This is a genomic window from Veillonella atypica (assembly GCF_041431435.1).
GTDB lineage: Bacteria > Bacillota > Negativicutes > Veillonellales > Veillonellaceae > Veillonella > Veillonella atypica.
On sequence record NZ_JAPVXV010000009.1, the window covers coordinates 1 to 24,231 of the forward strand.

At 40.3% G+C, this 24,231-nt stretch carries 27 protein-coding genes and 1 tRNA gene; 26 read left to right on the forward strand and 2 right to left on the reverse strand.

Annotation, left to right across the window (positions count from 1 at the left end; translation table 11 throughout):
- Positions 1-2 precede the first annotated feature (2 nt).
- Positions 3-78: transfer RNA gene (locus tag O3598_RS09165), tRNA-Val, on the forward strand.
- A gap of 126 nt (positions 79-204) precedes the next feature.
- Here O3598_RS09165 and O3598_RS09170 read toward each other — a convergent pair.
- Both O3598_RS09170 and O3598_RS09175 read right to left on the reverse strand, forming a co-directional pair.
- On the reverse strand, positions 205-528 hold the full coding sequence (locus O3598_RS09170) for a YnfA family protein (RefSeq protein ID WP_316064855.1): 324 nt from the start codon (positions 526-528) through the stop codon (positions 205-207).
- Between the two features lie 124 nt (positions 529-652).
- Entirely contained in the window at positions 653-1,552 is a 900-nt protein-coding gene (locus tag O3598_RS09175) for a LysR family transcriptional regulator (RefSeq protein WP_005377113.1), read from the reverse strand.
- A 333-nt stretch (positions 1,553-1,885) separates the two neighbouring features.
- Between O3598_RS09175 and rpsD the strand changes: the two genes are divergently transcribed.
- The 25 genes from rpsD (at position 1,886) to O3598_RS09300 (ending at position 24,159) form a co-directional block, all read left to right on the forward strand.
- Positions 1,886-2,473 carry a 30S ribosomal protein S4 gene (rpsD, locus tag O3598_RS09180; RefSeq protein ID WP_005377187.1) on the forward strand — a complete coding sequence of 196 codons (588 nt, stop codon included), beginning with the start codon at positions 1,886-1,888 and terminating at the stop codon, positions 2,471-2,473.
- A gap of 214 nt (positions 2,474-2,687) precedes the next feature.
- On the forward strand, positions 2,688-3,128 hold the full coding sequence (rplM, locus tag O3598_RS09185; RefSeq protein ID WP_005381375.1) for a 50S ribosomal protein L13: 441 nt from the start codon (positions 2,688-2,690) through the stop codon (positions 3,126-3,128).
- A 20-nt stretch (positions 3,129-3,148) separates the two neighbouring features.
- Positions 3,149-3,541, forward strand: a complete 393-nt coding sequence (gene rpsI, locus O3598_RS09190) for a 30S ribosomal protein S9 (protein ID WP_005377846.1) — start codon at positions 3,149-3,151, stop codon at positions 3,539-3,541.
- A 106-nt stretch (positions 3,542-3,647) separates the two neighbouring features.
- Entirely contained in the window at positions 3,648-4,616 is a 969-nt protein-coding gene (locus tag O3598_RS09195) for a ribonuclease D (protein ID WP_316064737.1), read from the forward strand.
- 90 nt (positions 4,617-4,706) lie between these two features.
- The gene (gene fabM, locus O3598_RS09200) at positions 4,707-5,498 is read left to right on the forward strand and encodes a trans-2-decenoyl-ACP isomerase (RefSeq protein ID WP_316593992.1); all 792 of its coding nucleotides are present in this window, start codon (positions 4,707-4,709) and stop codon (positions 5,496-5,498) included.
- 169 nt (positions 5,499-5,667) lie between these two features.
- Complete coding sequence (gene pgl, locus O3598_RS09205; protein WP_371452479.1) at positions 5,668-6,423, forward strand: 6-phosphogluconolactonase; 756 nt, start codon at positions 5,668-5,670, stop codon at positions 6,421-6,423.
- A 36-nt stretch (positions 6,424-6,459) separates the two neighbouring features.
- Positions 6,460-6,702, forward strand: coding sequence for a Sec-independent protein translocase subunit TatA/TatB (locus tag O3598_RS09210; RefSeq protein WP_005377864.1), 243 nt, complete (start codon positions 6,460-6,462; stop codon positions 6,700-6,702).
- An 11-nt stretch (positions 6,703-6,713) separates the two neighbouring features.
- The gene (locus O3598_RS09215; RefSeq protein ID WP_118354122.1) at positions 6,714-7,022 is read left to right on the forward strand and encodes a heavy-metal-associated domain-containing protein; all 309 of its coding nucleotides are present in this window, start codon (positions 6,714-6,716) and stop codon (positions 7,020-7,022) included.
- A 67-nt stretch (positions 7,023-7,089) separates the two neighbouring features.
- Positions 7,090-7,533, forward strand: coding sequence for a cupin domain-containing protein (locus tag O3598_RS09220; RefSeq protein WP_005377848.1), 444 nt, complete (start codon positions 7,090-7,092; stop codon positions 7,531-7,533).
- A complete protein-coding gene (locus O3598_RS09225; RefSeq protein WP_371450247.1) occupies positions 7,530-8,933 on the forward strand; it encodes a DASS family sodium-coupled anion symporter in 1,404 nt (467 codons plus the stop codon). Before O3598_RS09220 ends, O3598_RS09225 begins: the two co-directional genes overlap by 4 nt.
- A gap of 514 nt (positions 8,934-9,447) precedes the next feature.
- Positions 9,448-11,118, forward strand: coding sequence for a dihydroxy-acid dehydratase (gene ilvD / locus O3598_RS09230; protein ID WP_005380366.1), 1,671 nt, complete (start codon positions 9,448-9,450; stop codon positions 11,116-11,118).
- Positions 11,119-11,165: 47 nt separating this feature from the next.
- Positions 11,166-12,389 (forward strand): threonine ammonia-lyase, encoded by a 1,224-nt coding sequence (ilvA, locus tag O3598_RS09235; protein WP_005380340.1) that lies wholly within the window; start codon positions 11,166-11,168, stop codon positions 12,387-12,389.
- A gap of 18 nt (positions 12,390-12,407) precedes the next feature.
- Positions 12,408-14,117, forward strand: a complete 1,710-nt coding sequence (ilvB, locus tag O3598_RS09240) for a biosynthetic-type acetolactate synthase large subunit (RefSeq protein WP_005380370.1) — start codon at positions 12,408-12,410, stop codon at positions 14,115-14,117.
- Positions 14,118-14,606, forward strand: a complete 489-nt coding sequence (ilvN, locus tag O3598_RS09245; RefSeq protein WP_005375704.1) for an acetolactate synthase small subunit — start codon at positions 14,118-14,120, stop codon at positions 14,604-14,606. It abuts the gene before it with no gap.
- 11 nt (positions 14,607-14,617) lie between these two features.
- Positions 14,618-15,403 (forward strand): ABC transporter ATP-binding protein, encoded by a 786-nt coding sequence (locus O3598_RS09250; protein ID WP_285416687.1) that lies wholly within the window; start codon positions 14,618-14,620, stop codon positions 15,401-15,403.
- A gap of 184 nt (positions 15,404-15,587) precedes the next feature.
- Positions 15,588-16,595, forward strand: a complete 1,008-nt coding sequence (ilvC, locus tag O3598_RS09255; protein WP_105083992.1) for a ketol-acid reductoisomerase — start codon at positions 15,588-15,590, stop codon at positions 16,593-16,595.
- Positions 16,596-16,740: 145 nt separating this feature from the next.
- A complete protein-coding gene (locus O3598_RS09260) occupies positions 16,741-17,250 on the forward strand; it encodes a hypothetical protein (RefSeq protein ID WP_005375719.1) in 510 nt (169 codons plus the stop codon).
- A gap of 123 nt (positions 17,251-17,373) precedes the next feature.
- Positions 17,374-17,835, forward strand: a complete 462-nt coding sequence (locus O3598_RS09265) for a DUF3290 family protein (RefSeq protein WP_060807947.1) — start codon at positions 17,374-17,376, stop codon at positions 17,833-17,835.
- A 12-nt stretch (positions 17,836-17,847) separates the two neighbouring features.
- Complete coding sequence (locus O3598_RS09270) at positions 17,848-18,567, forward strand: DUF421 domain-containing protein (RefSeq protein ID WP_005375701.1); 720 nt, start codon at positions 17,848-17,850, stop codon at positions 18,565-18,567.
- Between the two features lie 71 nt (positions 18,568-18,638).
- A complete protein-coding gene (locus O3598_RS09275; protein ID WP_316065515.1) occupies positions 18,639-20,366 on the forward strand; it encodes a radical SAM protein in 1,728 nt (575 codons plus the stop codon).
- A gap of 31 nt (positions 20,367-20,397) precedes the next feature.
- Positions 20,398-21,258, forward strand: a complete 861-nt coding sequence (gene pgeF / locus O3598_RS09280) for a peptidoglycan editing factor PgeF (RefSeq protein WP_316065516.1) — start codon at positions 20,398-20,400, stop codon at positions 21,256-21,258.
- Positions 21,259-21,338: 80 nt separating this feature from the next.
- Positions 21,339-22,025 carry a YggS family pyridoxal phosphate-dependent enzyme gene (locus O3598_RS09285; RefSeq protein ID WP_005380354.1) on the forward strand — a complete coding sequence of 229 codons (687 nt, stop codon included), beginning with the start codon at positions 21,339-21,341 and terminating at the stop codon, positions 22,023-22,025.
- A 39-nt stretch (positions 22,026-22,064) separates the two neighbouring features.
- Positions 22,065-22,559, forward strand: coding sequence for a cell division protein SepF (locus tag O3598_RS09290; RefSeq protein WP_005375690.1), 495 nt, complete (start codon positions 22,065-22,067; stop codon positions 22,557-22,559).
- Positions 22,560-22,585: 26 nt separating this feature from the next.
- Complete coding sequence (gene proC / locus O3598_RS09295) at positions 22,586-23,374, forward strand: pyrroline-5-carboxylate reductase (protein ID WP_281740925.1); 789 nt, start codon at positions 22,586-22,588, stop codon at positions 23,372-23,374.
- Positions 23,374-24,159, forward strand: coding sequence for a YlmH family RNA-binding protein (locus O3598_RS09300; protein WP_005380371.1), 786 nt, complete (start codon positions 23,374-23,376; stop codon positions 24,157-24,159). The genes proC and O3598_RS09300 overlap by 1 nt, the downstream gene beginning before the upstream one ends.
- Positions 24,160-24,231 lie beyond the last annotated feature (72 nt).

A 24,231-nucleotide genomic window follows, 5' to 3' on the forward strand; every position in this document is an offset into this window, starting at 1 on the left:
ATGGACGATTAGCTCAGCTGGGAGAGCGCCTGCCTTACAAGCAGGATGTCGGCAGTTCGATCCTGTCATCGTCCACCAAGCTAAAGCAGTTATCTTCGGATAACTGCTTTTTTGTGTTATAAATTCAGATGTGTGCAGTACAAATACAAAAAGCGACACTATGTGTCGCTTTCAGTATGGTTGTTATAAATCTTGTATATTGATTTATCTCGGTGCATACATGATGATATATACACCTACAAGGCATACAAGACCGCCGATGATGTCATACATATCTGGTCGCAAACCATCGATGAGCCAACCCCATAGGATTGAGAGGGCAATAAATACACCGCCGTATGCAGCATAGACCTTGCCAAAACTGGCCTCTGGTTGAAATGTAGGGATTATACCGTACAAGATTAAGATAATGGCGCCCACTAGTAGATATAGAGGACTTTTATCATCGCGCATGTAGAGCCAGACGAGATATCCACCGCCAATTTCGGCGATACCGGCTAATAAAAAATAGAATATAGATAATAACATATATACCTCACAATGATTATAAATCTCATATTAGTGTATCATGGTTGTTGTACCCTGTCAGTAGTAGATTATTGAGTTTGAAAACAATAAAAAATCCCTCGCTATTAAAACGAGGGATTGAGTATTATAATCTCGCAGGAGATTCCTGATGGACATAGTCCATAAATGTATGCATCGTTTCAGTTTTAGAATTATTTTTCTTGTATGCGAAACATACTTGTAACTTAAATGGTTTTTCTAATGGTAAATAGCCAGTAGTGATGTTGAGGGCATCGAGAATTTGACGCGCTACGATGCAACCAGATTCATTCTTACCACAATAATCGATCATTGTGTACGGATTAGATAAGCGGCTACCACGGATGTGTAGATTTTGTTGACCATTACCTACATATGCTTTTAATGTACGGTACATAAAATATTTAGGTGGATACATTAAAAGTGGGAATTGTTGAATTGATTTTAACGTAGCTTCTTTAACTTGATCAATCAATTTTGGCGCATAATATACAAATTCATCTTCCCGTAGCGCTTTTGATTCATATAAGGACATGTCCTTATTATTTGGTAAATAGAGAAGGGCAATGTCGATACGATTTTCTCGTAAATCGAGCAATAGCTCTTCTTCTTCCATATCGTAAATAGATACAGAAAATTCAGGATGGTTTTCAAAGAAATGCGATACATATCCATTGAGGCGAATGTCGCCGAGGCTACGAAGAACGCCGATGTTTAGGATAGGGCGTTCAACCTTGCTAGCTAAACGGATGGATTGTATGGCTCTCTCCAATGTGTCCAATACGAGTTCTGCTTCAGGCAGGAATAGTTCACCTTCTGGCGTCAAACGGCTGCCGCGGGTGGAGCGAGAAATTAATTTAACGCCTACAAGTCGTTCTAATTTTTTCATTTGCGCACTGAAAGCAGATTGGGTGATATTCATCGTTTGTGCTGCTAGTGTAAAGCTACCTGTTTTATTATATGTAATAAAACTTTGTAGCTCTTGCATGGTTGGTAATTCTTTCATTTCGGTACTCCGATTATAATAAAAACCTCACATTACTACTTATTACCTATATTAATTGTATTGTAGCATACTATAAGTATTTTTTCATCTAAATCTATAAAAGGCGATGAATTAATTAGAATAGATATAGAGCGGTTCTTTTATAAGAAATTTCGTTTCTAATATTATGATAGGTGAGTAAAAATAATGATAAATAGTATGGCGAAAGAATCTGCTTTGCACATGTTATTTATAGGGAGAACTAATTGACATAGGGGCATAAGAAGTGATATTATTACTAAGTACCTTTATGTCGTGGTACAAGTATATATTAATTTATGAGGTGATAATCACATGGCAACGAGAAGAGAGGCTCGATTCAAACTTTGTCGTCGCTTTGGTGTGAACGTATTCGGTCACGCAAAAGCCTTGAATCGCGTCAAAAAAGACCAACGTCAGAAAAAAATGTCTGAGTATGGCACACAATTATTAGAAAAACAAAAAGTTAAAGCTTACTACAACTTGCTAGAACGCCAGTTCGTACGCTATTATGATAAAGCGAAAAAAATGCAAGGTGTTACAGGTCAAAACATGTTGATCCTTTTGGAACAACGTCTTGATAACCTTGTATATCGCATCGGCTTCGGTAACTCCATTCGTCAAGCTCGTCAAATGGTAAACCATGGCCACATTTTGGTAAATGGTCGTCGTGTAGACATTCCATCCTACTCCTGCAAACCAGGTGACGTTATTGAACTTCGTGAAGCTTCCCGCGACAACGAAATGTTCAAAACTAATTTCCAAGAACTTCGTTCTTTCGAACTTCCTTACATTGAAAAAGACTTGGAAGGCTTCAAAGCTACATTCACTCGTCTTCCTCAACGTGAAGAACTTCCTATCGAAGTTAACGAAACACTTATCGTCGAATTGTACTCCAAATAATTTGGCGTTTATGGGAAAACCACTCAAACTTGGGTGGTTTTTTCTTTATGATGGTTGCTGTCAAAGGGCTATGGCAGTATAAAAAACAATTGACATGAACCACCAAAATCTGTATACTATTTTGAGTAAGCTTTAGTCGTGTTTCCATTAGCCCCGGAAGCAAAGGACAAGCTGATTTTGGTAGAATTATGACGTTATTAGGAGGATATGCAGCATGAAAACTACATTTATGGCCAATCCGAACACAATCGAACGGAAATGGTATGTTGTTGACGCTGAAGGTAAAACTTTAGGACGCCTTGCTGCCGAAGTTGCAAAAGTTCTTCGGGGCAAAAATAAACCAACTTTCACACCACACGTAGACACTGGTGACCATGTGATCGTTGTAAACGCAGAAAAAATTCGCGTAACTGGTAAAAAATTGGAACAAAAGGAATACTTCCGTCACTCTGGTTACCCAGGTGGTTCCCGTTTCACTAAATTGTCCATGATGCTTGAAAAACAACCTGAACGTGTTGTTGAAATGGCAGTTCGTGGTATGCTTCCAAAAAACAAATTGGGTGCACAACAATACCGTAAATTAAACGTATACGCTGGTCCTGAGCATCCACATGCAGCTCAAAAACCAGAAGTTTTAGAAATTTCCGTACGATAATCTAGAGGGAGGAACATATAATGGCAGTAGCACAATATTACGGCACTGGTCGTAGAAAATCTTCCGTTGCTAGAGTTCGTCTGGTACCGGGCACAGGTAAAATCACTGTTAACAAACGTGAACTTAATGAATATTTCGGTCGCCAAACTTTGGAATTGATCGTAAAACAACCTTTGAACTTGACTAACACAGTTGAACAATACGATGTAATCGCAACTGTAGCTGGTGGCGGTCCTTCCGGTCAAGCTGGTGCAATTCGTCACGGTATCTCCCGTGCGTTATTGGACGTAGATGGCGAACTTCGTCAATCTTTGAAAAAAGCTGGCTTCTTGACTCGTGACCCACGTATGAAAGAACGTAAAAAATACGGTCTTAAAAAAGCCCGCAAAGCAAGCCAATTCTCCAAACGTTAATATTTGGACAACAGGTTATTACACCTGCAGACAATGTCTGCAGGTGTTTTTTGCGTCTAATTTATGGTATAGTGTAAATATATTTCATTTGTTAGGGGGAAACAGTATGGAAAAGGATTACGTTACGAGGATTAATTTAAAAACAGCTACAAATGAACGGGAGAAATTAATTGATTTCTGCTTACATGGTAAAAATCAATGTAAAAATCAATTTTTAGCTATAGGTTGGAGTTGTGTTAATTTTGAATCTGATGACTATTCTGCGTTTTATGATACCGTTGTAGAGTATGTACATGGACAAAATCGACGATTAAATCCAGCTTTAAAGATATTTAAAGAGGCTCGTGTAAATGATCTGTTTTGGACGAGAGATCTAAATGGTGTGTATTGGATTTGTCGAGTCAAAAATCATGCTAAGGCCTATTTAAATAAAGAGTTAGATATTGGTGCTATTTTACCTGTTAAAGCCTATGCACTTGGCCTAGAAGTGCCTGGACAGATAAAAGCATCGTTTAATCGCGCTAGAGGTGGAATTGTTCAGAGATTACATTATCCAGCTATCACCGAATACTCTAAATTTGTATTTAATAAATTGCTTAGTGAAGACCCTAATAAAGAACCTGATGAAGCGTATTATAATGTTAATTCAACTATAGCGAATAATGTAATAGAGAATCTACCCGATTTTGAATTGGAAGAGTTGGTAATTTCTTACCTTCAAATTGTTAAAGGCTATTATCTACTTTCTAACTCCATTGCCAATAAATCAACGACTGTAAAGATTGAATGTCAGTTGATTTCTCGTGATGTAAATAATGTTAAAAAGGCTGTTGTACAAGTTAAAGGTCCGAAAGCAGGCGAATTAGATGCTCTTTCGTTCAAGGAGTATGAAGATAAAGGTTATTATATTTACTTATATGCACGAGATATTAAGAATTTAGAAGAGATGAAGAATGTAATTCGTATTTCCACGCAAGAGTTACAAGCATTTTATACGGAATATAAAGCTATTTTGCCAGAATCTATTACTCAATTTGAAAACCTATTTAATATAGGGGTTAGTGAAAAGAAGTAATTTCACATTTACATCCCCATTTTATTTTCCTATAATAGAGGTACATAATCGAATTTTTTCGAAAGATAATTTTCATATAGGAGAATTCATATGATATATAATACTATTCAGTACGTAGTGGACAACGGTATTGGTACGTTGACCTTTAATCGTCCTAAAGTGGCGAATGGTTTTAACATCGAAATGTGCAAGGAGATCCTTGAGGTTTTAGATAAAGCACATCATGATGAAAGTGTTCGTGCATTGCTCATCAATGCTGAAGGCAAGGTATTCTCTGCTGGCGGCGATTTAACAGAAATGGAACGGGCTGTAAATGATGGTGATACAGAGTCTTTATTTGAAATCGTTGAGCTAGTAGCGCAGATTTCTATGGCTATGAAACGCTTACCTAAACCTGTTATCATGAGCCTTCAAGGTGCAGCGGCAGGTGCAGCGTTCAACATGGCGTTAGCAGCGGACTTTGTAGTAGCGGCTAACAATGTACGCTTTATCCAAGCTTTCGTAAATGTAGGCCTTGCTCCAGATGCAGGCGGGTTGTTCTTGTTAACTCGTTCTATTGGTATGAACCGTGCTATGCATATCGTTATGACTGGCGAAGCTGTTTCTGCTGAAAAAGGTAAAGAACTTGGTTTTGTATATAAAGTTTGTGAACCAGAGGATTTAGAGACTGCTACAAGACGCCTAGTTGAAAAATTAGCAAAAGGCCCTGCAAAATCGTACCACGTTATGAAGGAAATGATGTGGAGAAGCTTCTTAGCAGGTTGGGAAGAATATAAGACATTTGAAGTAGAAAACCAATGTGAATTAGGTCTTTCTGAAGATTTCAAAGAAGGTGTTCTTGCCTTTACAGAACGCCGTCGTCCTAAATTTGGCCAAAAGTAAGACTATTTTGTAATAAGGTGTGTTAAATCGTCTGTAAATTAGAACTACATACTCATATTATTAGAACCGATGTGACTCATATAGTGTGTTACATCGGTTTTTCCTTTTCATACATTGACAAAACGTATATAATAGAACTATTGAGATAGTTTTAGGAGGTCCATATTTTATGGCTCAAGATACAATTAAATGTTATGATACTCCTAGTGATGTGGTCGCTGCATTGGCGGAGGATTTTATTGCTTTCACCAATGAAGAAATCAGCCGCACCGAAACATGCATTGTAGGTATCACTGGAGGCACAGTCATCAATGGTTTGTTAGAGACATTGAACTCTGCTGAGTACATTGAGCGTGTTAACTGGGAACGGATATTTTTTGTCTGGACTGATGAGCGATTTTTGCCTCAGTCTCATGAAGATAATTATTTCAACCGTGTAAAACCATATCTGCTTTGTAAGGCGAAGGGGGCGGCTCATTTCTTTCCTATTAACACCAATTCGAAAACTGTTATAGAGGCAGCTGACGAGTACGATAAAGAAATAGGCAATGTTCTTAAAGCTTGTAAAAAATCTGGCCTGGATTTAGCAATCCTGGATCTTGGTGAGGATGGTCATACAGCAGGACTTTTTGCGGGTTCTCATGCACTGCGTATAGCAGATCGCAACGTTGTGCCCGTTGAGGATGGCAAGGTGTGGGAACGCATTTCCATGACCTTCTCGTTTTTGGCGAAAACAGATGTCCTTTGGTTCACTGTGACTGGTGAAAGTAAACGGACTGCCCTTACAAAGGTTTTGTACCAACGTGAGGATTATGAAGATACATCATGGGATAAACGTATCGGTCGTGTACTGCCGGGTGCAGTGCTTTCACAAGAACCTATGACATGGTATGTGGACAAAGATGCGTATAATGATGTACACTGATTGTTGTAGTATTAAGTAAATATAAAGGAGATACAAATGGGGTCTATAGGAACACCTGAATTAATAGTTATTTTAGTGATTGCTCTAGTTATCTTCGGACCTGGTAAATTACCTGAAGTGGGTAAAGCGATTGGTAAGGGGATCAATGAATTTAAAGATGCTCTTTCCGGCCCAAAGAAAGCTGTCGATGAAACAAAGGAAGCCGTTAAATCTGCTACCACTATCGATGTGACAGCTGGGGCTAAAAATGATGAAAAACATAAGGAAGCTAATGATTAGGAGGTATTATTATGTGCAAAGATTGCGGTTGTGGTGAAGATAATGGCGTTGTAACAAAGGTATTCACTGTACCTGGTATGATGTGTAATAATTGTAAGGAAACAGTAGAAGGTGCTACATTAGGCCTAGATGGCGTACTTAGTTCCGAAGTTGATTTGCCAAATAAAACGGCTACTGTATCTTTTGATCCAGCAAAGGTATCTGTTGAAACGATTACAACAGCTATTGAACGAACTGGATTTGATGTTGAGTCCGTGGCTGATGGTGTTCGTGAACATAGCCATGGTTTACTAGGTACGATTAAACGTCTCTTTAAATAATCGAATTCATAGAGCTGTATTGAAACATCGTTTCGATACAGCCCTTTTTGTATTGTGAGGTGATGAGATGATACGCAAGTTTGATTCGGAAAATTTTAAATGGGATGGCGTTGATACCTTGGTGTATAAACAAGATGGTAGTCCTTTTAAGGATGTAACACGACAAGTGCTATATGATGGGGCTTATGATATTCCCTGCCAATTCCGTTATTTTGAATGTTTGCCCGGTGGCTACTCTACGTTAGAGTATCATGAGCATACACATATGGTTATGATTGGCCGCGGTAAGGGGCAGCTTTTACTAGGTGATGAAATTTATGATGTAGCACAAGGGGACTTTATTGAAATTCCAGGTAATACAATTCATCAATTTAGAGCTAATAAGGGCGACTATATAGGATTTTTCTGCCTTGTTAATAAAGACCGAGATAAGGTTAAATTATTGACTGATGAACAAATGGAGACATTGCGTCAAAAACCTAAGATTAAGGAATTTTTGGAGGGACTATGAGTACATGGACACGAGCGGCCTTAACCGTTTTGATTGGCCTGATTATTTGGTTTTTGCCTCATACAGAGGCGATTAAGCCTGAAGGTTGGCATTTGTTGGCTATCTTTACGGCTACGATTGTTGGTTTTATTTTGCGCCCTTGGCCGACGGGTATTATGGCACTCTTTGGTATTGTTGTGGCAGTAGCAACAAATTCTATTACGATGGTGCAAGCCTTGGGTGGCTATGCAGAGGCTAATGTGTGGCTTATCGTAGCAGCCGTATTCTTTTCTAGAGGTATTATTAATTCCGGCCTCGGTAAGCGCATTGCATACACATTAATTCGTGCTTTTGGTACAAGTTCTCTGAAATTAGCCTATGCCTTAGCTTGTACGGATTTGATTATCTCTCCAGCTACGCCATCTAATACGGCGCGTGGGGGCGGTATCATTTTTCCAATTGTCCAAAATATTTCCCTTGCTTTTGACTCTGAGCCTCATGGCAATACAGCACGTCGCATAGGGGCGTACTTGATGACGACGGCCCACACCATCAATACAATTACAGTAACAATCTTTTTAACTGCTTGTAGCGGTAACCTATTGATCACATCCTTAGGTGCAAAATTATTTGGTTATGATATTTCTTGGTGGGAATGGTTCCAAGCGGGTGTCATCCCTGGTGTGATTTGTATGATTTTGATGCCATGGTTTATCTATAAAATCTATCCGCCAGAAATCAAAGAAACACCAGAGGCGGCTGAGATGGCACAAAAGGAATTAAATGCACTTGGGCCAATTACGAAATCTGAAATTTCTGTGGCTATTATCTTTATCCTGTGTATTTTGCTTTGGGCTACGGCGATTTGGACAAAGTTACATCCTACAGTAGTTGCTATGATGGGTGTTCTTGCTTGTGTTGTAACTGGCTCCCTTACATGGGAAGACATATTAGGTGAACGCACCGGTTGGGATATCCTCATTTGGATGGGGACCCTCGTTGGTATGGCGGGCCTTCTTGGTAAACTTGGTGTAGTGGCTGTGTTTGCTAATTTTGTAAGTCAACATCTCGTAGGTATCGATTGGTTCTGGGCATCCTTTATCATCTCTGCAACCTTCGTATACTCTCAATACTTCTTTGCTAGTGGTACGGCGCGTATTACCGCATTATTCTCCGCCTTTGCAGCCATTTTGGTTGCCATGGGTGCGCCGATTCCATTTACCATCTTGCTCTTTGGTTTGATGAATAGCCCTGGCTGTACATTAACGCATTATAGCTCTGGTGTAACACCAATCTTCTTTGGTGCAGGCTATGTACCTCAAGGCACATGGTGGCGGGTAGGTCTTGCTATTTCTGTAGTAAGTTTTATGATTCACTTCTGGGCTGGTACATTTGGTATGTGGCTGTTCGGTATTTTATAATATATAAATCCCTCGCTACGGCGGGGGATTTTTGTATATCCAATATTGGTGCATAAACATATATGGGTATAGCTATTGGGTATGGTGAACTTCATAAAAAAAATATAATAAATCTATAGAATATTTATTGCATGACACTATAGAACGTGTTATTATAGGTTTATCGTTACAGATTATTTTAGGAGGAAACATGTTCGGTTTAGTCATTAGCTTGTTGATTATCGCGCTGGTCGTGATTATTAAAAACATTCGAATTATGAACAACAACTTAACACGTTTTTGTCTTAAAAGTTCCGCGAATGGTTTAATATACAATCAATAAGATTTGACTATAGTGTTTCTTATTTGTATGTATTCCATGGGGTACATAGGTTTTTATGTATGTATTTAGGAATTCTGTAAACAAAAGGAATATCATTTGTAAACTTTTAAGACGGTTCTTTGGAATCGTCTTTTTTTATTCATTGTGAAAGCCGTCCAAGTGGATACTTTCAAAAGAAGTGAGGAGAATATCATGAGTTGTAGAAGTGACAATTTAAAAACAGGCGTAGCACGTGCACCACACAGATCTTTATTAAAAGCACTCGGTTTCGTAGACGAAGAATTAGGTAGACCGGTCATTGGTATTGCCAATTCCTTTAATGAAATCATTCCTGGTCATGTGGGCTTGAAAAATATTGTACAAGCCGTAAAAGACGGTATCCGCAACGCAGGTGGTGTGCCAATCGAGTTCAATACAATTGGTATTTGTGACGGCTTGGCGATGAACCACATCGGTATGAAATACTCCTTGGTAACTCGTAATATCATCGCTGATTCCATCGAAGCAACAGCTATGGCAACACCATTTGATGCGATGGTATTCATTCCAAACTGCGATAAAGTAGTACCTGGTATGTTGATAGCTGCAGCTCGTCTAAACATTCCATCCGTATTCGTATCCGGTGGTGCTATGCTTGCAGGCGTACACAATGGCAAAAAAATCGGTTTGTCTGATGTATTTGAAGCAGTAGGTAAACATCAAACTGGTGAAATGGGTGATGCTGAGTTAGCTGAAATCGAAAATACCGCATGTCCTACATGTGGTTCTTGCTCTGGTATGTACACCGCTAATACAATGAACTGCTTAACAGAAGCTCTTGGTATGGGCCTTCCTGGTAATGGTACAATCCCAGCAGTATACTCTGAACGTTTACGTCTTGCTAAATTAGCAGGTATGCAAGCAGTAGAGGTATTGAAAGCAAACCTTCGTCCTAAAGACATTATGACACGCGAAGCCTTTGAAAATGCGGTAGCTCTCGATATGGCCTTGGGGGGATCTTCCAATACAGCGCTTCATTTGCCAGCCATTGCTCACGAAGCAGGAGTGCCATTGTCCTTGGACGACTTCGATCGCATTGCACAAAACACACCTCAATTGTCCAAACTTTCTCCATCTGGTAAATACTTCATCGAAGATTTGTATGCTGCAGGCGGCGTATCTGCTGTGTTGAAACGTTTAGCAGAAAATGGTCGTTTGCATACAGATTGCAAAACTGTAGCTCTTAAAACACAAGGTGAAATTGCAACAGCAGCTCATGTTGTGGATGAAGATGTTATCCATCCATGGAATAATCCTGTTCATGAAACAGGTGGTATTGCGGTTCTTAAAGGTAACCTTGCTGTAGACGGTTCCGTTGTAAAAGCAGGTGCCGTAGATGATGATATGCTCGTTCACTCTGGCCCAGCAAAGGTATTCAACAGCGAAGAAGAAGCTGTTGAAGCTATTACAGGCGGTAAAATCGTAAAAGGTGATGTGGTAGTTATCCGTTACGAAGGCCCTAAAGGTGGTCCTGGCATGCGCGAAATGTTGACTCCAACATCTATGATCGCTGGTATGGGTCTTGATAAAGACGTAGCATTGTTGACTGACGGTCGTTTCTCTGGTGCTACTCGTGGTGCATCCATTGGTCACGTATCTCCAGAAGCAGCCGCAGGTGGCACAATCGCCGTTGTTGAAGATGGTGATATCATCAACATCGATATTCCAAACGGCAAATTGGAATTAGCTGTATCTGACGATGAAATCGCTCGCCGTAAAGCAGCATTGAAACCATTCAAATCCAATGTAACTGGATACCTTAAAAAATATGCTCTCCATGTATCTTCTGCAGCACAAGGTGCTATCGAAGTATTTGAAGACTAATCTTAATAGTAATATATTTTATACCAATCTTTAATAAAGGAGTATTAATGCGTAAGTTATATGATTTTATGGAGGCTCGCGAACGGTTAACCACGATTACCGTGAAAACTAAATTGCTTCATAGTGATGTGTTTTCAGACGAGTGTGGCAATGATGTATATATCAAGCCAGAAAACTTGCAAATAACAGGCTCCTTTAAGGTGCGTGGAGCATACAATAAAATTGCAAAATTGACAGAAGAGGAAAAGGCCCGCGGTGTTATTGCCGCATCTGCAGGAAACCACGCACAAGGTGTAGCACTTGCAGCTAAACGCCTCGGCATTAAAGCCACAATCGTCATGCCAAAACATACACCTCTCATAAAGGTGAATGCTACAAAACAATATGGGGCTGAGGTTGTACTACATGGTGAGATTTATGATGAAGCTTACCAAAAGGCGATGGAGCTCCAACAAGAAAACGGCTATGTGTTTGTTCATCCTTTCGATGATGAAGATGTCATCGAAGGGCAAGGTACAATTGCTCTTGAAGTATTAGCAGAACTACCTGATGCGGATGTATTACTGGTACCTGTTGGGGGCGGCGGCATTGTATCTGGCATTGCAGCGGCTGCTAAATTAAAAAATCCTCGCATCAAAGTTATTGGTGTAGAACCAGAAGGGGCAGCCAGTGCTTTGGCAGCATTAAAGGCCGATCATCCTGTACCACTCGACGAAGTGGCTACCATTGCTGATGGTACGGCGGTACGTCAAATTGGTGAAACTACACTTGAATATATTAAGAAATACGTAGATGAAATAATTACAGTTTCAGACTACGAATTGATGGAAGCATTCTTGTTGCTCGTTGAAAAACATAAATTAGTAGCAGAAAATTCAGGTATCTTACCATTAGCAGGGCTTAAAAAGCTAGACTGCCGAGATAAAAAGGTGGTAGCTATTGTCAGCGGTGGTAATATCGACGTACTTACCATTTCCTCTATGATTAATAAAGGTCTCGTAGTCCGTGGTCGGATCTTCACCTTCTCTGTAAATCTTCCGGATAAACCAGGTCAATTGGTTGCGGTATCTCAAATGCTTGCTGAGGCGGATGCAAATGTAATTAAGCTCGATCATAATCAGTTTAAAAACCTTGACCGTTTCCATGAAGTGGAATTACAAGTAACGGTTGAAACCAATGGGGAAGAGCACATCCAAAGCATTATTGATACTTTTAAAAATAATGGTTACATTATTCAACGTTTAAATTCCAGCGAGATTCTATCAGAATAGCTGGTTGAAAGGGTTCCTATGAGCGCAGAAACAATCAATGGGGCACGCATTGTCCTAGAAACATTGCATCGCCTTGGTGTAACTGATATGTTCGGCTATCCAGGTGGCGCAGTCATTCCAATTTATGATGAAATTTATAGCTTCCCTGAAATTAAACACTATTTCGTACGTCATGAACAAGGTGCAGCCCATGCAGCAGATGGTTATGCACGCGTATCCGGTCGTGTAGGCGTATGCCTTGCTACGTCTGGACCTGGTGCAACAAACCTTGTAACAGGCATTATGACGGCTTATATGGACTCAGTGCCGATGGTAGCTATTACTGGACAGGTAGGTCGTCCGTTTATCGGTAAGGATTCCTTCCAAGAGGCGGATATCCAAGGTATTACAATGCCGATTACTAAGCATAACTATCTAGTTCAAGATATTCACGATTTGCCTCGCATTATCAAGGAAGCGTACTTCATCGCTGGTACAGGTCGTCCAGGTCCTGTATTAATCGATATTCCAAAGGATATTCAAACAGAAAAAATATCTATGGCGGAATACAATAAATTATACGAAGTACCTATTCATCTTGAAGGGTATGATCCAACATACAAAGGCCATCAAGGGCAAATTAAAAAAGCGGCAACCCTTATCAAGAATGCAAAGCGTCCACTTATCATTGCTGGTGCTGGCGTATTGAAATCAGGCGCTATGGATGAACTTAAGGAGTTAGCTGAAAAGGCTCAAATTCCTGTGACTAATACGCTGGTTGGTCTTGGTGGTTTCCCTGGAGACCACGAATTAGCACTTGGCATGGTAGGGATGCATGGATCTGTAGCGGCTAATAACTGTACAGAGGAGGCCGACCTTGTTATAGCGGCAGGCATTCGATTCCATGACCGCATTACAGGTCATCCTGATTTCTTCTGTAAAAAAGCAAAGATCATTCATATCGATATCGACCCAGCTGAAATCGATAAGAATGTTACTATCAACGTACCTATTGTAGGTGATTTAAAACGAGTATTAACCGAACTTAATGCATTAGTTGAACCTGTTACTCATGAGACGTGGATTGAACAAATCCGCGAGTGGCAAAAGGAATATCCTATGGTGGTTCCTGAGTCTACAAATGGTGAGTTACATGCACAATATGTATTATCTGAGCTTAATAAAATCGCTAATGATGATGCCATCATTGTAACTGATGTTGGGCAACATCAAATGTGGTCAGCTCAATTCTTAACTCATAAAAAGCCACATACTATTGTTACCTCTGGTGGCGCTGGTACAATGGGCTATGGCTTGCCAGCGGCTATTGGTGCACAAGTAGGGGCACCTGAGAAACAAGTTATCCTCGTAGTTGGTGATGGCGGTTTCCAAATGACTTGTGAAGAGCTCATGATGGTTCGCCAGTACAATTTACCAATTAAAATTGTGATCATCAATAATGGATATCTTGGCATGGTTCGTCAATGGCAACAAATCTTTAATGATCGTCGCTATTCCTATGTAGATTTGGAAATAAGTCCAAACTTCTTGAAATTAGCTGATGCATTTGATTTGAAAGCAGCTCGTCTCGATACGGTAGAAGCTTTCAATAAAGATTTCCAATCTTATATTACCTCTGACGAAAGCATCGTCTTGGATTGTCGTGTTGAACGAGAAGACAATGTATTGCCGATGATTCCAGCAGGTGGCACTGTAAGCGGTATGATGGGTAAGAAAGGGGTGCTATAAATGGCTAAAGAACATCAAGTCTTAATCATTGCAAAAAATGCGCCAGGTATTGGTACACGTATTTTGGCACTCTTTAACCGCCGTGGTTTTAACGTTACAAAAATGACCTCTGGTATTACAAATCAGCCAGGTTATGCGCGTATTACCATTACTGTTGAAGCGGATGACCGCATCCTCGATCAAGTGCAAAAACAAATCTACAAGCTAATCGATGTTGTTAAGGTTAAAGTTTTTGACGATCATGATGTAGTCTGCCGTGAATTAATGCTTATCAAGGTGAAAGCAACAGCTACAACACGATCTCAAATTGTTCAAATTGCCGACGTATATCGCGGTAATGTACTAGACATTTCTCCTACGTCTATGATTATTGAGGTTATCGGCAGCGTAGAAAAATTACGCGGTTTCATCCAAATTATGGAAACCTATGGTATTCTTGAAATTGCCAAAACAGGTATCACTGCTATGAGCCGTGGAGAAAAAATGTAGGAGATGATTGTGTGAGTAGTGAAGTACTACATTATGAAGATGTCAAATTTCGTCGCGATGGTCGAGAAATTCTAAAAGGCGTAGATTGGCACGTGGAAGAAGGCGAAAACTGGGCTCTATTAGGCCTCAATGGGGCCGGTAAATCGACGATGCTCAGTATGATTCCAGCCTATCAAATCCCAACGACCGGTCTGTTGCGTGTATTTGGCCATGAATTTGGCAAATATGCATGGGTTAAGATTAAAAATCGCTTAGGATTTGTAAGCGCCACATTGGGCCAATTTCAATCTACCTTAGATCGCCAATTGGTAGAAAATGTCGTTATTTCCGGTGCTTTCAACACTATCGGCATCTATAAGGACGTCTCTGAAGACCAGCGAAAAAAAGCGATAGACCTAATGGAAGAATTTAAAATATCCTATTTGGAAGGCCATAAATTCTCCACCTTATCCGTTGGCGAACAACGCCGTGTACTATTGGCTCGTGCCATTATGGCAGATCCTGATTTGTTGATCTTAGATGAACCTTGCTCTGGTCTTGATTTGCCGGCTCGTGAGCAATTCTTAAGAACCGTGGAAAACATGGCTCGTGATGAGAAGAAGCCTTTTATCTATGTATCTCATCAAATCGAAGAAATTATGCCTAGCATTACACATGTAGCAATTATTAAAGATGGTCTCATCGTGTATAAAGGCAAAAAACAGGACATCTTAACTGACGATATATTGACCGATGTTTTCGGTATTGATGTATCCGTTGTTTGGGAAAAAGATCGCCCTTGGGTTATCGTTAAATAAGGTATGAAAATTTCTGAATTCATATTTTTTTAATACAAAGAGGGTACAAATTTAGTTATGAATTAGTCTATTTGACTATTCGATAAATTACGATATACGCTACAAACCTTGCAATTATTTGCGAGATTGTGTACAGTATATATATTAAATATTCTATTGAATATAATATTGGAGGTTGTCTAACATGGCAGGTAAAATTTTAGGTACAACAGTTTACTATGATGAAGATTGCAATTTAAGTAAATTGGAAGGCAAAAAAATTACAGTTTTAGGTTACGGTTCCCAAGGTCATGCTCATGCATTGAACTTGAAAGAAAACGGTTTTGACGTAACTATCGGTCTTCGCGCTGGTTCCAAAAGCTGGGCAGTAGCTGAAGAGGCAGGTCTTCCTGTAAAAGAAACTGCAGAAGCAGTTAAAGGCGCTGACATCGTTATGGTATTGATTCCAGACGAATTACAAGCAGACGTTTATGCAAAAGATATCGCTCCTAACTTGAAACAAGGTGCATACTTAGCATTCGCTCACGGCTTCAACATTCACTTCGGTAAAATCGTTCCTCGCGAAGATATCAACGTATTCATGGTAGCACCTAAAGGTCCTGGCCACTTAGTACGTCGTACATACCAAGAAGGCTCCGGCGTTCCTTGCTTGTACGCAGTAGAAAAAGACCCATCTGGCGATACTGAAGAAGTAGCATTAGCTTGGACTTGCGGTATCGGTGGTGGCCGTGCAGGTATCTTGGAAACTAACTTCAAATCCGAAACAGAAACTGACTTGTTCGGTGAACAAGCTGTATTGTGCGGTGGTTTGACTGCATTGATTCAAACTGGTTTCGAAGTATTAACAGAAGCTGGTTATGAACCTGTAAACGCTTACTTCGAATGCTTGCATGAAATGAAATTGATCGTAGACCTTATCTACGAAGGTGGTTTCCAAAAAATGCGTAACTCCATTTCTAACACAGCAGAATATGGTGATTACTATGCAGGCCCTCGCGTAATTACTCCAGAAACTAAAGAAGCTATGAAACAAATCTTGGCTGACATTCAATCTGGTAAATTCGCTGATGAATTCTTGGCTGATTCCAAAAATGGTCAAAAATTCCTTAAAGAACATCGCGAAGCAGCAGCTGTTCATCCAATCGAACCAGTTGGTGCAGAACTTCGCAACTTGATGAGCTGGTTGAAATAAGAGATTGCATTAGTAATTTCTTGATAAGCATAGGCTTACTGAAAGCGACCCCATTTGGGGTCGCTTTTTTATTGAGTAATACAAGTACGTATGATATAGTTAACGTAGAGTCAATGTAGTATATTTTGGTATAAGGAGAGATACTATGAGTTCTACAACTATTATTATCATCGTGGCGGTTGCAGTCATTTGGGCCATTTTGTTTGCCGTATTTATGAAGTTCAATAAAAAACGACAAGCCGGTGAACAACAATTTGTACAAGAGAATGCTAATAAAGCGATTCTTCATATTTATGGTAAATCTGTAAAGGTTGATGGTAAGGACCTTTCTACTATTGATCATAAAACTGGTCAATATGGTCAAGTCATTGTGGCATTAACACCAGGAGAACATACCATTGAATCCGTATATTACACGACGGATAATGTGGGTACTAAAACAAAGAATGTTGAAACACAGCCTGTTACCATCACAATTCCAGTACAAGCAGGTAATGAATATAATGCGGCTATGTATTTCTATTCCGCAGAACAACGCAATGCGTATTATAAAGGTGACGTTGACGATGCCGTTTTAGAAGTTGAACTAGAATTAGAATCTGGTTTTACAGCGAATACTCATGCTTATATCATCGTGTACCGTGAATGTAAATAAATTAGTATAGTAACTGTTTAATAGAGCTATCATTGTGGTAGCTCTATTTTTTTATAAATCGTTGTTGGTTATTATCATATTTATTTGTGATATAATAAAAAGATATATGAAAGGAGCATAATTATGGACTTCTATACCGTTTCCTATGTGGAAAGCCAAATCACATCTGGTCATACATTAGGCTTCGTTATCTTTGTAGTTGTTTTATTAGCCCTTCTCGGAGTAGGCATTCAAGTTTTGCGTAATGGTTTTACAAGCCGTTACCGTGATTTAACTGTTATATTATCCTTAATTATTGTATTTTTCTTAGGCTTAGAATATCAAGAATATGGTCGTATGAAGAATTACTCTGAAGATTCTTCTAGAATGGCTCAATTCTTGCATTCCTTTAGTGCAGACCGTGGTGTTGATGAAGGTCGATTAGCTGTTAATTCCTTAAAGGTACGTAATGGTATGATCTTAAAGGTTAGCGATGCATACTATGAGGTGCAATTTAATCCTGAATTTACTACCTATACAATCACTCGTGTGTATACAGTAAGTCCTACAGATCGAATTCATGATAAAGCGGATGTATTACCATAAGGAGGACCACATATGACAGAAGCTATGGCCGTCTATGGGATGGTCTTTGCCAAACTCGCCATAGGTCTCTTGGCGATTATTTTACAAATTAACTTAATGGGTAAAGGTAATTTGGCGCCCACCTCAGCCTTAGATCAATTACAAAACTATGTACTCGGCGGCATTATCGGCGCCATCATCTATAATGATGCGATTGGTATTTTACAATTTATGTTAGTCCTCATCTTATGGACTATCCTCGTGATGACGCTTAAATTCTTAAAAGGTAATCTTCGATTCTTTAAAACAATTCTAGATGGTCATCCGGTAATTGTTATTGAAAAAGGGCATATTTTGACTGAGGAATGTATGCGTTATGGCATTCAATCGGCTGAGTTAAAACTAAAACTTCGTACAGCTGGTGTTCAATATGTAGCTGATGTTAAGCGCGCCGTATTAGAGCAAAATGGTCAGCTTAGTGTTGTTCAATTTGGAGAAGAGAATATTCGTTTTGATTTGATCAATGATGGTCAAATTAATCAATTTACTCTTGATGTAATTGAAAAAGATAAAGAATGGCTAGAACAAGAGGTACAGGCACAAGGGTATTCTATTAAGGATATCTACATTGCGGAATACAGAGATGGTAAAGTCGTATTGTATCCGTATGAGAAAAAACATCGGCCTCAATTGGTAAAAACAATTAAAACAAAGACTATTCATACAAAGGATACAATAAAATCTAAAATATAATCTCTTGAATTATATATAGAGAGCGTTGTTAAGCCCACTTTTCGTAGTGGGCTTATATAGAAAGGAAATTAGTGAACCGTAAAGATTTAATTGATCGATTACAAGAACTTTATAAAGATGAAGATAGTCGCGTAACTATTAACCCTCATGCGGAGCAAAAGGTTGCCATTGTTTATCCAAATACATATTTCGTTGGCATGAGCAATTTAGGCCTTCACATTATCTATGAGGAAATCAATTTGCATCCATCTAGTGTATGCGAGCGGATATTCTTGCCTGAGAAAAAGGAACTAGACGTCTATGATAAGACGAAAACTCCGCTTATGAGTGTTGAAACGCAACGACCTATGCATCAGTTTGATGTAGTGGCCTTTGATGTGACCTTTGAAATGGACTATTTTCATATCCCATTAATGCTACGATATGGGCGTGTGCCTGTTATGAGCGAAGATCGAACTGGCTTTGATCCTATCGTCATTGCCGGAGGACCGTGTGCGACATTTAATCCTGAGCCCTTTGCGGACTTTATCGATGCTTTCATCATCGGTGAAGGGGAGGGCATCGTTACTGCTGTGTTAGAACGAATTCGCAAGGGTCGTGAGAATGGTGAAAGCCGAGAAGAAACGATTTCTGCACTAGCTCAAATTGATGGTGTATATGTACCTGTTTTATATACCCCTCAATATGACGATAATAAGCGTTTTGTTGGCTATGATATAGCAGATGGCGCACCCAAAATCATACGACGCCACTTTGAGGCTCTTACGAGTGGAGGTGAAACGGTAATTGCTACGAATTTCACCGAGTTTGGCGCTATGTATATCATTGAGGTAGCTCGAGGCTGTGGCCGCCATTGTCGATTCTGTATGGCTGGGTATTGTTTCCGCGTACCGCGTGTACGACCACTGGATATCTTGAAAGAAGGCGTGGATAGAGCAGAAAAGTTAGGGAAAAAGGTAGGTCTTATGGGGGCGGCCATTTCCGATTATCCAGAGGTTGATGAGCTCGTAACCTATATCCGCTCTAAGGATATGCGCTATTCTTGTGCGTCCTTGCGCGCCGATTCCTTGACACAAGCCGTTGTCGATGGATTGGCTGAAAGTGGACAAAAGACAATTACTATTGCGCCTGAGACGGGTAGTGAACGATTACGCCGTGTTATCAACAAGGGGATTAGTGAAGAAAATCTCCGCACCGCGGCTCAGTTATCCGCTAAGTCTGGTATTCAACATATGCGTCTTTATATTATGATTGGCCTGCCCACAGAAACGGATGAAGATATAGATGCTATTGTAGGACTGGCAGAACGTACACAAGCACACATGGCTGAGGTGGGCTGTAAAGGCCGATTAACACTTAGCATTAATCCATTTATACCAAAGCCATTTACACCATTCCAGTGGATGGCTATGGATCATCAAAAGAGTGTAGAAAAGAAATTACAATATATTAAGAAATCATTGCAAAAAAATCGTCGCATCGAGGTACTCGTTGAGTCTCCTAAAGAAGCATATATCCAAGGTGTACTCGCCCGAGGTGACCGCCGCTTAGGCAAGGTACTCGCTGCATGTGCTCTAGATAGAGGTAGCAAATCCTTTAAATCTGAAATGAAAAAAGCCGGCCTCGACATGGATGACTGTAATTATCGGGAACGCAAGTTTGAGGATTATTTGCCTTGGTCTCATTTGGATATGGGTCTAAGAAATGGTTATTTAGAACAAGAATGGCAACGGGCCGTTGATGAAGCGTATACACCGCCTTGTATGGAAGGTTGTAAGCGCTGTGGCGTGTGTAAGTGATTCGAGAAATAAATAGTAGAGGAACAGTCGTATGGATATTACTGTTGTAAATGTAAATACAAATGATGATCGTAAATGGTCTTTTGAAATGCCTAACTGGGCCAATCAATTTCCTCTGGTTATGGGGGATACATATCGTCATGGCGGTGTATGTAAGAAGCCATGTGAATCTCTAAATTTAGCTACTCACATAGGAGATTCATTACAAGATGTATTAGATAACCGCAGCATTGTGGCTAATCATTTAGGCGTATCGCCAGACCGCATTACCTGTGGTAATCAAGTGCATGGACTCAATGCGGTACGCATTACAGAAGATTTAATCGGTGCTGGCGCCATGAGTTCTGATACCGCTATTCCAGATTGTGATGCAATCTATACGGATATACCCAATATTCTATTATTCTTATTTACTGCCGATTGTGTACCAGTAGGCATTTACGATCCTGTGCATCATGTGGTAGCTACCGTTCATGCAGGATGGCGCGGTGCTATAGGCCATCTACCGGTTATCACCCTAGAGGCGATGCAACGAGATTTTGGTACGCGCTTTGAAGACTGCTATGTATATTTAGGTCCTAGCATTGGACCTAAATCCTTTGAGGTTAATCAAGAACTGGCAGATACTTTCACAGACGAGTGGAAGAAAATAACTGATGCCAATAGTGATGAATTGGTCCGATATATCGTTAGAGATGGTGCGTCGAAAGCGACACCACATGTTGATTTATGGCGATTTATCGAAGAAGATTTGTTGCAACGAGGTGTTCCAAAGGATCAAATCTGTATTAGTGGTACCGATAGTATGACCGATGAGAATTGTTTTTCCTATCGTCGTGAACATGGTAAAACAGGGCGTATGGCATTATTTGGTATGCTCGAAAAACGGTAAAGATATACATTATTGGTTAAATATTATATAATATAAGTCTATAGGATATTTATTTATACGTTACTATATGGGAGGATCATATGATTGAAGAATCCCTTCATAAAATCCAACAACGCATGGCCGATGCAATGGCTAGCGTAGGGCGCACGGATACGGCGTTACTTGTTGCGGTTACAAAGAATCATCCTGTAACGGCTGTAGAGGAAGTGGCTCGCCTTGGATGCACTCATGTAGGCGAAAATCGCGTGCAAGAGGCAAAAGAAAAACAAATGCTTTATACAGGTCCTAAATTGGTATGGCATTTAATTGGCCATTTACAAGTTAATAAGGTTCGTCAAGCGGTACCGATGTTTGATTTGATTCATTCTGTAGATAGTAAGAAACTATTAGATGAAATCGAAAAGGTTGCTGCTAAGCACGATAAAGTACAAGACATATTGTTACAAGTCAATGTAGCTCGCGAAGCGAGTAAGTCTGGTATGTCCGTAGAGGATTTTCCTGACATACGAGACTATGCGAAGACCTTACCGCATGTACGCGTTAAAGGGTTGATGTGCATGGCTCCGTTTTTCGAAAATCCGGAGGATGCAAGACCTATCTTTAGAGTGGCACATGCTTTGTATGAAGATATGAAAGGGTATTTCCCTGATGGGGATATACAATATTTGTCGATGGGGATGACACATGACTTTGAAATAGCCTTACAAGAAGGGGCTAACATCGTGCGTGTAGGCACTGCCATCTTTGGGGAACGTGTATATAACTAATTGGGAATATAACAGTGTGAGTATATTAGGAGGATTACCATGTCTATGGGAGAACAATGGCAAAAAATCAAAAATTTTATCGGCATTAATAATGATGACCGTTATGATTATGATGATGAGTATGAATATGAAGATGATGAGGACTATGCAGAGGACGTGCCACCAGTAGCACCAACAGCAGCTGCATCTGAGTTCCATCCACGTAAGGTAGGAGGCACATCCACTATGACACAACGTCCAACAGCCATGAAAGTAGTTGTTATCGAACCTAAGGTTTTTGAAGATTCTGAAAGCATCACTCATCAATTGCGTGACATGCGCCCTGTATTGATTAACTTTGAAAATACAGATCCTCACGAAGCAGCTCGCATCGTTGATTTTGTATCTGGTGCAACATTTGCATTAGATGGCAAATTGGAAAAGGTAGGCAAAGACATTTTCATGTGCGTACCTGTTAATGTATCCATTGATTATAATAATGAATCTGAAAGTGGAACAACTGAGCAACAAGAATTTAACTGGCAAAATAAATAATCCGGTATAGAAAAAGTGGTGATACTATGTTGGGAAAAACAGTATGTATAGGCGTAGGCGCCATGGGTGGTGCCCTTTTACGAGGCGCACTTTCGCAAGGTATATTACGTAGAGATGATGTATCAATCGTAGTGCGTCGCCCTGAACATCGCGACGAATTAGTTGACGAATTGGGCGTTACAGGTTTTGTAGAATTACCTGATATGGCGCAGTTTGACACGATTATCTTAGCTGTTAAACCACAAGTATTACCATCTGTATTGAGCCAATTAACGTCTGTGAAAGCGGGTGCTACGGTTATTTCCGTGGCAGCTGGCGTAACATTAGATACCTTGCGCAAAGCATTACCAACCGCGGTGTTGTACCGTGCCATGCCGAATACTCCAGCATCTATTGGATGTGGTATGACTGCGTTGACTGCGGATAATGGAGCTGATACAATTCACGTGGAGGCTTTATTTAATGCGGTTGGTGAAGTAGCCGTTGTCAGTGAAGCCGACCTAGATCGATTAGGCGCTTTGTCTGGTGCTGGCCCAGGATATATGTTTGTCATTTTAGATGCCTTGGCTGATGCGGGAGTTCGCATTGGATTACCTCGTCAATTGGCGATTAAGGCGGCTGCCCAAACGATGTATGGGGCTGGTAAAATGGCCTTAGAATCCGGCACACATCCTGCTGTATTGCGCGATCAAGTGACTAGCCCTGGCGGCACTACGATTGCTGGCATTGGAGCTATGGAAAAAGGTGGCTTGCGCAGTGCCCTACAAGATGGGGTTATTGCTTGTTTAGCTCGTTCCAATGAATTGGGGAAATAATGGCTGATACTAGTAAATTAATTAGATATTTTGAAGCAAGCGGTAGCGGTGAAGAAGCGCGCCGTATGCTTGATTTAGCAGAACAAGTAGTAAAGGGAAAACCGTATCGCGTTTGTGACTTTACAAGTCCTGCAGGACTTGTTATTGCGGATGCAATTAAGGCGGCTTATCCTGAATTACTCGTTCAATCCTATGGCGGCTATGAAGGGGCGGAACGTATTCGTATCGCCTTTGTAGATAGTCATTTTCAAGGTACAGTAGATATGGGTATCGTTCCCTTGAAGGTATCTTGGGATCCACGATTTAGATTGTTAAATCATCGTGATGTGCTTGGTTCTTTGATGGGGCTTGGCATTGATCGCTCGAAATTTGGCGATATTATCATGGGCCAAGGGGGCGCACAAATTCTCGTAGATAGCGCTGTAGCAGATTTTGTAGTGCAAAATTTTACAAAGATTGCTATGGTTGCCGTATCTGTAACTCCGATGGAGTTAGATGAGATAGCACCAAAAGAAGAAAAGATTAAAGAAGTGCGTACTACCGTTGCATCACTTCGATTGGATGCGGTAGCAAGCTCTGGCTTTAGCGTATCCCGTACCAAATTGGTGAGCGCTGTAAATGCCGGTTTATTGCAAGTAAATTGGCAACCTGCAAAGGGGCCATCCCAAGAGGTCAAAGAAGGGGATATCATCTCTATGCGTGGTCGTGGCCGAATGAAGGTAGAGGCTATTACGGGCACATCCCGTAAGGGACGTATCGGCGTTTACCTTAAACGATTTATGTAAGCAAATAAGCAATCGGCTTGATTCATCAAGCCGATTTTTTATACCGCTTATGTATATCTATAGTTTCATATG

Bases quoted from the DNA above. Each gene is read 5' to 3' on its own strand.
- O3598_RS09215 (WP_118354122.1), top strand. From the start codon at position 6,714: ATGTGCAAAGATTGCGGTTGTGGTGAAGATAATGGCGTTGTAACAAAG.
- rpsD (WP_005377187.1), top strand. From the start codon at position 1,886: ATGGCAACGAGAAGAGAGGCTCGATTCAAACTTTGTCGTCGCTTTGGT.
- ilvA (WP_005380340.1), top strand. From the start codon at position 11,166: ATGCGTAAGTTATATGATTTTATGGAGGCTCGCGAACGGTTAACCACG.
- O3598_RS09175 (WP_005377113.1), bottom strand. From the start codon at position 1,552: ATGAAAGAATTACCAACCATGCAAGAGCTACAAAGTTTTATTACATAT.
- O3598_RS09265 (WP_060807947.1), top strand. From the start codon at position 17,374: ATGGACTTCTATACCGTTTCCTATGTGGAAAGCCAAATCACATCTGGT.
- O3598_RS09260 (WP_005375719.1), top strand. From the start codon at position 16,741: ATGAGTTCTACAACTATTATTATCATCGTGGCGGTTGCAGTCATTTGG.
- O3598_RS09285 (WP_005380354.1), top strand. From the start codon at position 21,339: ATGATTGAAGAATCCCTTCATAAAATCCAACAACGCATGGCCGATGCA.
- fabM (WP_316593992.1), top strand. From the start codon at position 4,707: ATGATATATAATACTATTCAGTACGTAGTGGACAACGGTATTGGTACG.
- rplM (WP_005381375.1), top strand. From the start codon at position 2,688: ATGAAAACTACATTTATGGCCAATCCGAACACAATCGAACGGAAATGG.
- O3598_RS09300 (WP_005380371.1), top strand. From the start codon at position 23,374: ATGGCTGATACTAGTAAATTAATTAGATATTTTGAAGCAAGCGGTAGC.
- ilvC (WP_105083992.1), top strand. From the start codon at position 15,588: ATGGCAGGTAAAATTTTAGGTACAACAGTTTACTATGATGAAGATTGC.
- pgl (WP_371452479.1), top strand. From the start codon at position 5,668: ATGGCTCAAGATACAATTAAATGTTATGATACTCCTAGTGATGTGGTC.
- pgeF (WP_316065516.1), top strand. From the start codon at position 20,398: ATGGATATTACTGTTGTAAATGTAAATACAAATGATGATCGTAAATGG.
- O3598_RS09170 (WP_316064855.1), bottom strand. From the start codon at position 528: ATGTTATTATCTATATTCTATTTTTTATTAGCCGGTATCGCCGAAATT.
- O3598_RS09220 (WP_005377848.1), top strand. From the start codon at position 7,090: ATGATACGCAAGTTTGATTCGGAAAATTTTAAATGGGATGGCGTTGAT.
- O3598_RS09195 (WP_316064737.1), top strand. From the start codon at position 3,648: ATGGAAAAGGATTACGTTACGAGGATTAATTTAAAAACAGCTACAAAT.
- proC (WP_281740925.1), top strand. From the start codon at position 22,586: ATGTTGGGAAAAACAGTATGTATAGGCGTAGGCGCCATGGGTGGTGCC.
- O3598_RS09290 (WP_005375690.1), top strand. From the start codon at position 22,065: ATGTCTATGGGAGAACAATGGCAAAAAATCAAAAATTTTATCGGCATT.
- ilvB (WP_005380370.1), top strand. From the start codon at position 12,408: ATGAGCGCAGAAACAATCAATGGGGCACGCATTGTCCTAGAAACATTG.
- O3598_RS09210 (WP_005377864.1), top strand. From the start codon at position 6,460: ATGGGGTCTATAGGAACACCTGAATTAATAGTTATTTTAGTGATTGCT.
- ilvD (WP_005380366.1), top strand. From the start codon at position 9,448: ATGAGTTGTAGAAGTGACAATTTAAAAACAGGCGTAGCACGTGCACCA.
- O3598_RS09270 (WP_005375701.1), top strand. From the start codon at position 17,848: ATGACAGAAGCTATGGCCGTCTATGGGATGGTCTTTGCCAAACTCGCC.
- rpsI (WP_005377846.1), top strand. From the start codon at position 3,149: ATGGCAGTAGCACAATATTACGGCACTGGTCGTAGAAAATCTTCCGTT.
- ilvN (WP_005375704.1), top strand. From the start codon at position 14,118: ATGGCTAAAGAACATCAAGTCTTAATCATTGCAAAAAATGCGCCAGGT.
- O3598_RS09225 (WP_371450247.1), top strand. From the start codon at position 7,530: ATGAGTACATGGACACGAGCGGCCTTAACCGTTTTGATTGGCCTGATT.